Origin of the sequence: Lentzea sp. NBRC 105346, from assembly GCF_030269605.1 — a bacterium.
Classification (GTDB): domain Bacteria; phylum Actinomycetota; class Actinomycetes; order Mycobacteriales; family Pseudonocardiaceae; genus Lentzea.
Genome location: NZ_BSTQ01000002.1, coordinates 795,146 through 807,552 on the forward strand (window position 1 = coordinate 795,146; position 12,407 = coordinate 807,552).

General features: G+C 66.8%; 5 protein-coding genes and 1 pseudogene. 2 read left to right on the plus strand and 4 right to left on the minus strand.

All coding sequences use genetic code 11. The annotated features are described in order from the left end of the window. Nucleotides 1-11 precede the first annotated feature (11 nt). The 4 genes and pseudogenes from QSK35_RS07420 to QSK35_RS07435 form a co-directional block, all read right to left on the minus strand. On the minus strand, nt 12-1,763 hold the full coding sequence (locus tag QSK35_RS07420; protein WP_285743544.1) for a carbohydrate-binding protein: 1,752 nt from the start codon (nt 1,761-1,763) through the stop codon (nt 12-14). Between the two features lie 76 nt (nt 1,764-1,839). Then, nucleotides 1,840-4,197: pseudogene (locus QSK35_RS07425) on the minus strand (PQQ-dependent sugar dehydrogenase); the annotation flags it as partial. A gap of 72 nt (nt 4,198-4,269) precedes the next feature. Next, entirely contained in the window at nt 4,270-4,695 is a 426-nt protein-coding gene (locus QSK35_RS42810; protein WP_502881625.1) for a carbohydrate-binding protein, read from the minus strand. Nucleotides 4,696-5,544: 849 nt separating this feature from the next. Then, nucleotides 5,545-7,401 (minus strand): carbohydrate-binding protein, encoded by a 1,857-nt coding sequence (locus QSK35_RS07435; RefSeq protein ID WP_285743616.1) that lies wholly within the window; start codon nt 7,399-7,401, stop codon nt 5,545-5,547. A gap of 622 nt (nt 7,402-8,023) precedes the next feature. Here QSK35_RS07435 and QSK35_RS07440 point away from each other — a divergent pair. Together QSK35_RS07440 and QSK35_RS07445 are read left to right on the plus strand one after the other, a co-directional pair. Further along, nucleotides 8,024-10,174, plus strand: a complete 2,151-nt coding sequence (locus tag QSK35_RS07440; RefSeq protein WP_502881626.1) for a discoidin domain-containing protein — start codon at nt 8,024-8,026, stop codon at nt 10,172-10,174. A 51-nt stretch (nt 10,175-10,225) separates the two neighbouring features. Continuing rightward, nucleotides 10,226-12,295, plus strand: a complete 2,070-nt coding sequence (locus QSK35_RS07445) for a cellulase family glycosylhydrolase (protein WP_285743552.1) — start codon at nt 10,226-10,228, stop codon at nt 12,293-12,295. The last annotated feature ends 112 nt before the right edge of the window (nt 12,296-12,407 follow it).

The window sequence follows — 12,407 nt, forward strand, 5'->3', positions numbered from 1 at the left end:
TCGCTCCCTCCTCAGCCCGCGTACTGGGCGATGATCTTCGTGAAGTCGTAGGGCTGCTGGGAGATCCCGCTGCACGAGTCGCCGGCGGAACCCGACGTGCACGGCCGGTCGCGGTTGACCGACCAGAACGTGAACCGCGCGAGGTGGTGCTGCTGCGCGTAGGACAACATCGCCTGGAAGTCCTGCAGCCGGACCACCTCACCCGCGACGTCCGTCTTGCCGTTCATCGACGAGATGCCCATGTGCCGGTACGCCGTGTCGTCGCTGTAGCCGTAGGCGGTCTTGATCCTGCTCTTGAGTCCCTCGGCCGCCTGGATCGTCAGCGGGCCCATGTTCGTGCTGCCGCCGCCGAAGTCGAACGGCATGATCACCCAGCCGTCGTTGGCCAGACCGGACGCGGCGCCCTTGCCGATCAGGCCGGTGCCCCACGAGTTCGGACCCGTCTGCTCCGTGCCCATGGTGATATAGGTCTTGATGCCGGGGTTGTTCGTCTTGACGATCTTCAGTGCGTCGATGACGCGCTGCTGCACCGTGTTGTTGGTGAACTCGGTGTCCTCGATGTCGATGTCGATGGCCTTGAGCTGGTAGGCGTTGATCACCTTCTGGTACGCGCCGGCCAGCGCCGAGGCCGACGAGCAGTACTCGCCGAGCTTGCGGCCGGACCAGCCGCCGAACGACGGGATGACGTCACCGCCCGCCGCGCGGATCGCGTTGATCGCGGACTGGTCCGTGCCGCCGGTGAGCGGCCGCGCGCCGTCCCAGGCCGGATTGCACGTGCCGTCGGACAGGATGAACGCGAGCGTGAACCACTTGATCCCGGTCGCGGACATCACGGTGGTGGGCGACTGCGGGTCGCCCCAGCCCAGGTACTCGTAGGGCGCGGCCGCCATCGCGCCGGCTGATGGCGGTGCCGGGTCTCCCAGGGTCAGCTTGTCGAGGTTGGGACCGCCGTTCGCGGTCGTCGCGGTCGCGCGGACCTTGTTGGTGCCGGCGTTGAGGGTCGCCTGAACGGACTTCGCCTGCCAGCTGTCCCAAGTGGACGTTCCGGTGAACGCGAGCTCATCGGCTACCAGAGCACCATTGACCGTGATGTCCATCGGCCGGTTCGTCGTGGTGCCGTTGGAATACCGGAACGTCAACGCCGTCGTGCCCGCTGCCGCCGAGTCGACGGTGAACTCGACGTAGCTGCCGATGACGTTGTCGTAGTTGACGAACCCGGTCCCGGTATAGCCGGTGTGGTTGGCCTCTACGACGCCTTGCGAGATCGTGGCGCTTTCGGCCTGATAGTCGGCGCTGGGCGCGGCGACGTCCACGTCCACGTGGTCGAGATTGGGGCCGCCCGCGGCGGTGGTCGCCGTGGCGCGGATCTTGTTGGCGCCGGTGTTGAGCGCCACCTGGATCGACTTGGTCTGCCAGCTGTCCCAGGTGGATGTTCCGGTGAACGCGAGCTCGTCCGCGGCAAGAGCACCGTTGGCGGTGATGTCCATCGGCCGGTTCGTCGTGGTGCCGTTGGAATACCGGAACGTCAGCGTCGCCGTCCCCGCCGCGGCGGCGTTGACCGTGAACTCGACGTAGCCGCCGATCACGTTGTCGTAGTTGACGAAACCGGTCCCGGTGAAGCCGGTGTGGTTGGCCTCCACCACGCCCTGCGAGATCGTCGCGGTCTCCGCCTCATAACGGACGGGAGCCGCCGAGACGGTCGTGGCGGGCGCCCACAGGGCGACCAGCAAACCCGCCACGAGCACAGAAATGCTCCTGAGCATAGTGATCCTCCTGGTCGGGGTCGTGAGTGCTTTCCGTCGCCATGGCGACGGAAAGCACTCACGACCAGCGTGGGCGTCAGGCGATGGTGATCCGGAAGATCTTGTCCGAGCCGTCCGCGGCTCCACCGTTGTTGTCGCAGTTGGTCGTGCTCAGCCACAGCTGGTCGGCGCCCGGCACCTTGGTGACCGTGCGCAGGCGTCCGTACGTGCCGACGTAGTACGCCGTCGCCGTGCCGACGCTCTCGGTGTCACCGTTGATCGGGATCCGCCACAGCCGCTCACCGCGCAGCGCGCCCATGTAGATGACGTTGCGGACGATCGCGATGCCGCTGGGCGACGCGCTGCTCACCGACCACGTCTTCTTCGGGTTCTCCATGCCCGTGACCGAGCACGTGCCCTCACAGGTCGGCCAGCCGTAGTTGCGGCCCGGCTTGATCAGGTTGAGCTCGTCGTAGGAGCTGTTGCCGAACTCCGCCTCCCACAGCCGCCCGTTGCGGTCGAACGCCAGGCCCTGCGGGTTGCGGTGCCCGTAGCTGTAGACGAGCGTGCCGAACGGGTTGCCCGGCGCGGGCTGACCCGTCGTGGTCATCCGCAGGATCTTGCCGTTGAGCGAGCTCTTGTCCTGGGCGAGGCTCGAGGTCTGCGCGTCACCGGTGCTCGCGTACAGGTAGCCATCCGGACCGAACGCCAGCCGGCCGCCGTTGTGGTAGCGGTTCTTCTTGATCCCGCTGACCAGTGTGGTGTACCCGCTGAGCGACGTGCCGCTGTAGGTCATCCGGACGATCCGGTTGCCCTCCGAGGCCGTGTGCATGAAGTAGACGTAGTGGTTGCTCGCCCAGTTCGGGTCGACGGCGACGCCGAGCAGACCGCCCTCGCCGTCGGTGGTCACCACGTTCGGGACGGAGCCGACCTGGGTCTTGGTGCCGTTGAGCGCGACCTTCCAGACGCGGAAGTCGTCGCGTTCGGTCACCAGTGCCGTCTGACCGTCGGGCATGAAGTAGGTGCCCCACGGAATGGTCAGTCCGGTCGTGATGGTGGTGATGCTGGACGGAACGCCGCCGTCGGTGGTGCACGGGCTCGTCCGGAACGACACCGAGTTGCTCTGGGCCGAGACGTTGCCCGCGGCGTCCCTCGCCACGACGTGCAGGGTGTACGGGCTGTCGCACGCCAGACCGGTCACCGTGGTCGAGGTGGCGGGCGGGTTTCCGGTGACCGTCTTGTAGACCGAGGTACCGCTGCGCACGTCGTACGCGGTGACGGCGACGTTGTCGGTGGAGGCCGTCCAGCTCAGGCCCGCACTGGTCGACCCGACGCTCGACTGCGTCAGGTTCGCCGGCGCGGTGGGCGCCACCACGTCCGAACTGGGCGAGGTCGTGCAGATCGCCTGGGCGCTGCTCTGCGACACGTTGCCCGCGGCGTCACGCGCGAACACCGACAGCCGGTACTGCGTGTTGGGCGTCAGGCCGGTCAGGTTCTTGGTGGTGCTGCTGCCCGGCGCCTCGCCGAGCTTGTTGCCGTCGTGGTAGATGTCGTACGCGACCACGCCGACGTTGTCCGTCGAGGCTCCCCACGTCAGGGTCAGGCTGTTCTCGGTGATGTTGCTGCAGCTGGGCTGTCCCGGCGTGGTCGGAACCTGGGTGTCGGGCGACAGGCCCGCGCGGAGGCGGTCGACGTTCGGCCCACCGTTGATCGTGGTGGACGTCGCGCGGATCTTGTTCGTGCCCGCGTTCAGTGTCGCGGTGAACGTCGCGTCCGCCCACGTGTCCCAGGTCGTGGTGCCGCCGAACGCCATCTCGTCGCGCACGAGGGTGCCGTTCACCGTGATGTCCATCGGCCGGTTCGTCGTGGTTCCGTTGGAGTACCGGATGGTCAGGCCCACGGCGCCCGCCGCGGCGGCGTCGACCGTCCACTCGACATAGCTGCCGACCACGTTGTCGTAGTTGACGAAACCGGTCCCGGTGAAGCCGGTGTGGTTGGACTCCACCACACCCTGCGAGATCGTCGCCGTCTCGGCCTGGTAGTCACTGGTGGGCGCCGCGACCTCGACCGCGAGGTAGTCGAGGTTCGGCCCGCCGTTGACGGTCGTCGCGGTCGCCCGGATCGTGTTCGCGCCCGCCCTGACCGCCGCCTGAACCGACTTGGACTGCCAGGTGTCCCAGGAACCCGTGCCGGGGAAGGACAACTCGTCCGAGACGAGCGTGCCGTTGACCGTGATGTCCAGCGGCCGGCCCGTCGTGGTGCCATTGGCATAGCTGAACGTCAGCGTCGCCGTGCCCGCGGTGGCGGCGTCGACCGTCCACTCGACGTAGCTGCCGACCACGTTGTCGTAGTTGACGAAACCGCTGCCGCTGAAGCCCGTGTGGTTGGACTCGGCCACGCCCTGCGAGATCGTCGCGCTCTCCGCCTCGTACCGGACGGGTGCCGCGGACACCGGTGCCGACAAGGCGGCGACCAGGCCCACCGCAAGTAATGCCGCTGTGCGTTTCCTTCTCATGGCCCGCTCCTGTCAGCTGACGGTGATCTTGTCGAGGTTGGGTCCGCCGTTGGCGGTCGTCGCGGTCGCCCGGATCTTGTTGGTTCCTGCGTTGAGCGCCACGGTTCTGGTGACGGTCTGCCAGGTGTCCCAGGTGGACGTTCCGGCGAATCCGAGCTCGTCGACGGCAAGAGCACCGTTGACCGTGATGTCCATCGGCCGGTTCGTCGTGGTGCCGTTGGAATATCGGAACGTCAGCGTCGCCGAGCCCGCTGCGGCGGCGTCCACGGTGAACTCGACATAGCTGCCGGTCACGTTGTCGTAGTTCACGAATCCCGTGCCGGTGAAGCCGGTGTGGTTGGACTCCACGACGCCCTGCGAGATCGTCGCGTTCTCGGCCTGGTAGTCGGCCGAGGGTGCCGACGTCAGCTGGTATGCCCGCATGTTGGTCAGCAACAGATAGCAGTCCTGCAGCGAGCCGGAGGTGTCGCCGAGCGAACGGTAGATGCCCCACTTCGGCCGCACGCGGTCGTCCAGCCACGTGTCGACGCCGGACTTCGAGGCGTCGATGACCGTGCTCGTGCCGTTGCGCACGACCCAGCGCACCCAGCCGTTCGGCGCGTCGTCGATCTTCATCTCGAACTCGACGTCGACCCATCGGTTCTGCAGCGGGTCCAGGTCGACCGCGCCGACCAGGGTGTTCGACCCGACGACCTTCAGCTCGATCTTGGGCACACCGCTGTAGCGCCGCAGGGACATCACGACGATCGGCGCGGTGTCCGTACCGGGCATCTTCATCTGCATGATGTGCGTGAAGGTGGTGGTCGCCTTCAGCGAGCTCGGGATGAACATCGACTGGGTGAACCGCCAGGTCTGCCCCTTGAGCAGGCTCAGATAGTCACCACCGGCGGGCGACCGCATGCCCTTGACCTCCTGGCGCTGCCGGTCGGTCGACGAGTCGCGGTCCACCATGTGCATGTTGAAGCGGAAGTTGTTGTCCTGCACGAAGATGTGCGGCTGGCCTTCCGGATGCGAGTTCGCCCGGTCGTCCTCGACGCCCTCGAAGGCGTCGAGGCCGTCGGTGCTCGCCTCCGGGGCCCAGCGCAGCTGCCAGGCCGCCTGCGCGGCGGCGGTCGGCTGGGCCAGCGTGAGACCGGCGAGGAGCAGGGAGCCGCACAGGGTTGTCAACAGCCGACGCCGCAGGGATGAAGCCATTGCCGCACCTTCCATGGGGAATCGCGCCACCGGCAGGAACCGGTGGGCATAGTCAGGAAGGCCACCCCTGGCGGCGGTGGGGTGGCCGTCCGGTCAACCGATGCTGATCTGGTCCAGGTTCGGGCCACCGTTGACGGTGGTGGCGGTGGCCCGGATGGTGTTGGCGCCCGCGGTGAGGTTCACCGTGAGGGTCGCGGTCTGCCAGTTGTCCCAAGTGGACGTTCCGGCGAACCCGAGTTCGTCCGCGGCGAGGGTGCCGTTGACAGTGATGTCCATCGGCCGGTTCGTGGTGGTGCCGTTGGCATAGCGCAACGTCACCGTCGCCGGACCCGTCGCAGCCGCGTTCACGGTGAACTGGACGTAGCTGCCGATCACGTTGTCGTAGTTGACGAACCCGGTCCCGGTGTAGCCGGTGTGGTTCGACTCCACCACGCCCTGGGAGATCGTGGCGTTCTCCGCCTGGTACACCGTGGCGGGCGGCGGTGCCGTGGCGACAGACACGTCGAGGTAGTCCAGGTTGGGACCGCCGTTGGCGGTCGTCGCGGCCGCCCGGACCAGGTTGGCGCCGGCGTTCAGGTTCACCGTGACGACGCTGGTGCGCCACAGGCTCCAGGCGCCGCTGCCGGGGAACGACAGCTCGTCGGCGGCCAGGACGCCGTTGACGGTGACGTCCATCGGCCGGTTGGTCGTGGTGCCGTTGGCGTAGTCGAACACCAGCGTGGCGGGACCGGCCTGGGCGGCGTTCACCGTCCATTCCACCGCGGAGCCGGTGACGTTGGCGTAGTTGACGAACCCGGTGCCGGAGAACCCGGAGTGGTTGGACTCGACCACACCCTGCGAGATGGTCCCGCGCTCGGCCTCGTAACGGTTGGACGTACCCGCCCGCGAGACCCGATACAGGACCGTGCCGTGCGGCGGCACCGAGGCGCTGATCGCACCCGTGGTGGTGCGGATGCTCTTGGTCCACAGGTCCTTGAGCGTGTACTGCGGCGAACCGCCCAGGCCGATCGCCGACGCGGTCGTGCCGATCGTCGCGGTCGCGGTCGTCTCGTTCGACAACGCGACCGCGCGGTCACCGTTGGCCAGCACCTTGCTGTAGACGACGAGTCCATTGGAACTGCTGATGACCGTGCCCTGCCTGCCGAGCGGATCCTGGTCCACCGCGATCACGTCGGTGTTCTTCAGGATCGTGAACGTGTCATCGTTCACCTTGCGCAGGTCGGCGCCGATCAGCAGGGGCGCGGACATGATCGCCCACAGGCTGAAGTGCGTGCGGTACTCGGTGGCGGTCATGCCGCCGTTGCCGACCTCGAGCATGTCCGGGTCGTTCCAGTGCCCCGGACCGGCGTACTGGGCGAGGCCGCGGTTCGCCTGCGCCTTGCCGATCATGCTCGTCCAGTTGTCGCTGATGTCGCCGGTGGTGCGCCACAGGTTGCCGACGTCCTCGCCCCACGTCCACACCTTGGGGTCGGACCGGCCCCACTCGCAGATGCTGTAGACGATCGGCCGGCCGGTCGCCTTCAGCGCGTCGCGCATGGTGGTGTAGCGCTGGACGGCGTCGACACCCTGGTTGTTGCAGTTGTCGTACTTGAGGTAGTCCACTCCCCACGACGCGAACAGCCGGGCGTCGGAGTACTCGTGCCCGAGCGCGCCGGGGAACCCGGCCGTGTTGCAGGTCTTGGTACCCGCGCTGGTGTAGATGCCGAACTTGAGCCCTTTGGAGTGGACGTAGTCGGCGAGTCCCTTGATGCCGTTGGGAAAACGGGCCGGGTCCGGAACGAGGTTGCCCTGGGAGTCGCGTTGCGGCAGAGCCCAGCAGTCGTCGATGTTCACGTACTGATAGCCGACGTCCTTCAGACCGCGCGAGACGAAGATGTCCGCAATGGACTTGATCATCGCCTCGTTGAAGGTCGAGGTGCAGTGCGTGGTGTTCCAGTTGTTGAAGCCCATGGGCGGCGTGCGGGCCAGGCCGTTCTCGAGGGCCCGCGCCGGCGGGGGCGTCGCGATCTGGGTGACTGCGGTCAGCAGGACGGTGATGAGGGCCGCTGAGAGCGGGCGAAGGCAGGGCGATCTTCGCACGGACGTAACTCCTCGGATCCGGGGGCAGCGGATGCCCCGGAGTGGTCGAGGTGGCAACACGTCCGTCCGACCGGTGCCGAGCAGGAAAACACCCGTCGCGCGTTTCTCTCACCCCAAGGCCACCTCGACTCGGGACGAAAGATAGGAGGTCTAGTCCATCAATGCGAGATGTAAGTAAAGGGCTCTGTCAAGTCCGTGTCAAGCGTTGTGGGCGCCGGATAGAGAACTTTGTTTCCTGACAAGGGTTTCGACGTCTCATTGCCCCGCAGCTACGCGCCGGATCCGACGTTTGGTCGTTATCGCGATCGGCCAAACGGGTCATTCGTCCCATGAATACGTTGAAACTCGCCGTTGACGTCGCGGTGTAACCGGTCGCATGCTCTATGGCGCTCACAGTGGATTGATCGGATCTCTGGCCGCCGCCTCCTTATCCGCCGCACCTGTGGGAGGAAACCCCGTGCGCAGAAATCCGGGCAAGAGAGCCTGGCCCTGTCTGGCCGCCCTGTTGATCGCCATCGGCGCGTTGGTCGCGCTTCCGCCGCCGTCCGCTCACGCCGAGCTGAACCATCCGCGGCAGCAGTTCCTGCGCGACTCCACCGGCGGGTTGTTCCTGCACTGGGGCATGCGCACGTCGCCCGGCTACACGAGTTGCGGCGCCTGGGAGTCGGCCGTCACCAACGGCGGCTGGAACCCCGGCTACTGGGTCGACGAGACCAGGAAGCTGCACGGCCAGTACCTGGTGCTGGCCACGTTCCACAGCCGGCTCGGCTACGCGCGGCCGTGGCCGTCGGCGATCCCGGGCAGCTGTCACACCAACCGCGACCTGCTCGGCGAGCTGATCACCGCGGCGTCGGCCAAGGGACTGAAGGTCATCCTGTACATGACCGACGATCCACAGTGGCACGCCGAAGGCCTGCCCGCGGGCAGCAGCTGGCTGAACTCCAGCGCGTACTCGCAGTACAAGGGGCACAGCGTCGACCTGACCACGCGGGACGGCTTCGGCGAGTTCGGCTACGACAACTTCGTCGAGGTCATGCAGCGCTACCCGAGCCTCGGCGGGTTCTGGATCGACAACGACAACGGGTACTGGGAGCAGCACGGGTTGTACGAGCGGATCCGCAGCGAGCGACCGGACTTCACGCTCAGCAACAACAACGAGGACACGCCGATCATGGACATGATCAGCAACGAGCAGAAGACCGGCATGACGCCGAACTACGACTACCCGCAGGCGGTCTACACCGCCGCGCCGCGGTTGATCGAGGCCGACTTCAAGCTGCCGAGCTCCGGCGCCTGGTGGTACACCGGCACGGATTCCACAGTGGATTACAAGCTCACCCTCGGCAGGCTGATCACCTGCGCCGGGTCGTCGGTCAAGGCGTTGATGGCGGAGACGCCGATGGTCAACGGCCGGATGCCGGCGAACCAGGAGGCGTTCAACAACTTCGCGAACGGCTACCTGAACACCATCTGGGAGTCGATCGGCGGCACCGAGGGCGGCGGCTACCTGCGCGGCGGGCTCAAGCCCGGCTTCTGGAACGACGGCGCGCACGGCGTGACGACCATCAGCAAGACCAATCCCGACCTGCACTACGTCCACGTGGTCACCCGTCCGTCGGGCAGCACGCTGCGCTTGCGGGACAACGGCTACCGGGTCACCCGCGTCAGCGATCTGCGCACCGGGGCCGCGGTCGCCTTCTCCCAGGGCGGCGGGAACCTGACGATCACCGGAGTGTCCACCTGGGACCAGTACGACACGGTGTTCAAGGTGGAGACCGCGGGCCGCGAGGGCATCTACCCGCCCTCGTCGTACACGATGAGCGCCAGTGCCTCGGCGAGCGGGCACGGTGCCCCGGCCGCGGCGGACGGCGACTACCTGACGTACTGGGACAGCAACAAGACCACGCCGGTGTCACTGCGGTTCGACCTCGGCTCGGCCAAGCGCGTGCAGTACATCGGGATCAACCAGCGCGAGGACTCGGTGAGCTATGCCCGTTCGGGTACCGAGCAGTCCGCGCGCATCCGCGACTACCGCGTCTACGTCAGCGCCGACGGGACCAACTGGGGCACCCCGGTCAAGACGGGCACCCTGCCCAGCCACCGCGGCGTCGCGTTCGTCGACATCCCCGCCACGACCACGCGGCACGTGCGGCTCGAGGTCGTCAACACCCACGCCGCGTCCACCGACACCACCCGCTACCAGCGACTGCGCGTCGACGAGGCGTGGATCGGCTCGGACTACGCCGGTACGACGGCGCCGTCGAGCCGCTACGAGGCGGAGAACGCCACGATCTCCCAAGGCTTGGTGGAGTCGAACCACACCGGCTACACCGGCACCGGCTTCGTCAACTACGACAACCTGACCGGTAGCTACGTCGAGTTCACGGTCAACGCCGCCGCGGCGGGGACGGCGACGCTGACGTTCCGATACGCCAACGGCACCACCACGAACCGGCCGATGGACATCACCGTCAACGGCACGCTCGCCGCGGACGAACTCGCGTTCATCGGAACGTCCACTTGGGACATGTGGCAGACCAAGTCCGTTCAAGTGACGCTCAACGCGGGCGCCAACAAGATCCGCGCCACCGCCACGACCACCAACGGCGGCCCCAACGTCGACCACCTCGTAGTGGCCCCGTAGCAACCCTGCATCCCGTCGGAGGAACCTGTGGCATCCAGATCCCGTCTGCGCGTGGCCGTCGCGATAGTGGCCGCCACGGCGATCGCAGCGACATCGATACAGGCGATCGCCGCGCCCATCCGTTATGAGGCGGAGAACGCGACGATCTCCCAGGGTGTGGTGGAGTCCAACCACACCGGCTTCACCGGCACCGGCTTCGTCAACTACGACAACGTGATCGGCAGCTACGTCGAGTACACCGTGAACGCCGCACAGGCGGGCGAGGCGACCCTGACCTTCCGCTTCGCCAACGGCGGTACCACCAACCGTCCCCTGGACATCACCGTCAACGGCGCCCTGGCCGCCGACGAACTGGCCTTCGCCCCCACCGGAGCGTGGACCACCTGGCAGACGGTCACCACCAAAGCGAACCTGACGGCGGGCACGAACAAGATCCGCGCCACCGCCACCACGGCGAACGGTGGCCCCAACGCGGACTCCCTGGACGTCACGGTGGCCGCGCCGAACACCGACTACCAAGCCGAAAGCGCGACGATCTCCCAGGGCGTGGTCGAGTCCAACCACACCGGCTTCACCGGCACCGGCTTCGTCAACTACGACAACGTGATCGGCAGCTACGTCGAGTTCACCGTGAACGCGGCGGCGGCAGGCGCGGCGACGTTGACGTTCAGGTATTCCAACGGCACCACGACGAACCGGCCGATGGACATCACCGTCAACGGCACGCTCGCCGCCGACGAACTCGCGTTCGCCGGAACGTCCACATGGGACACCTGGCAGACCACGTCCGTGCAGACGACGCTCAACGCGGGCACCAACAAGATCCGCGCCACGGCCACCACCGCCAGTGGCGGCCCCAACCTGGACAAGCTGAGCGCGAGCATCAGCGGCCCACCCGACGTCGAACCGCCGTCCGCGCCGGCCAACCTCCGGTCGACCGGCAGCACGTGCACCAGCGCCACGCTGACGTGGGACGTCTCCAATGACGACAATGGGGTCGTCGGCTATCGGGTCAGCCGCAACGGCACGGTGGTGACCACCGTTCCCCAGCCCCCGGCGACGATCAGCGGACTGACGCAGAACACGAGCTACTCGTTCACCGTCACCGCGGTGGACGCGGCGGGCAACGTCTCCGCACCGAGCAACGCGATCTCGGTGACCACCCCGTCGTGCCCGGTGGGCCGCACCCCGGTGGAGATCAACGGACAGCTGCACGTCTGCGGCGTGAAGCTGTGCAACCAGTACAACAAGCCGATCCAGCTGCGCGGTATGAGCACGCACGGGATCCAGTGGTACAGCCAGTGCATCAAGACCGCGTCGCTGGACGCGCTCGCCAATGACTGGAAGGCCGACATCCTGCGGATCTCGATGTACATCCAGGAAGACGGCTACGAGACCGACCCGCGCAAGTTCACCGACATGGTGCACGGCTACATCGAGGAAGCGACGAAGCGTGGCATGTACGCCCTCGTCGACTGGCACCAGCTCGACCCCGGTGACCCGAACTACAACCTGTCCCGCGCCAAGACGTTCTTCACCGAGATCGCCCAGCGGCACAAGGACAAGGTCAACATCATCTACGACATCGCCAACGAGCCCAACGGCGTGAGCTGGTCGGGAATCAAGAGCTACGCGGAACAGCTCATCCCGGTGATCCGCGCACAGGACCCCGACAGCGTCGTCTTCCTGGGCACCCACGGCTGGGCGTCACTGGGTGTCTCCGACGGCCGCAACGAGACCGACATCATCAACAACCCGGTCAACGCCACCAACATCATGTACACGTTCCACTTCTACGCGGCCTCACACCACGACGAGTACTTCAACGCGTTGTCCAGGGCCGCCGACCGGATCCCGATCTTCGTGACCGAGTTCGGCACCCAGACCTACACGGGCGACGGCGGGAACGACTTCACCTACTCGCAGAAGTATCTCGACTTCCTGGCGTCGAAGAAGATCGGCTGGACCAACTGGAACTTCTCCGACGACTTCCGGTCGGGCGCGGTGTTCAAGACCGGCACCTGCTCCGGCAGCACGTTCGCCGGAACCGGCGTGCTCAAGCCGGCCGGCGTCTGGGTCCGTGAGCGGACCATGACACCGGACGACTTCCCGACCAGCTGACCGCAGGCCAGGGGTCGTGAGTGTTTTTCGTCGCTCTGGCGACGGAAAACACTCACGACCCGATTGAACCACAGTGGACTGCGGCGTGCCGCAGGCCCGGCGCGGCACCGCG

Excerpts from the sequence above, each read along its gene's own strand:
- QSK35_RS07420 (WP_285743544.1), bottom strand. The coding sequence starts at position 1,763 with ATGCTCAGGAGCATTTCTGTGCTCGTGGCGGGTTTGCTGGTCGCCCTG.
- QSK35_RS07435 (WP_285743616.1), bottom strand. The coding sequence starts at position 7,401 with ATGGGCTTCAACAACTGGAACACCACGCACTGCACCTCGACCTTCAAC.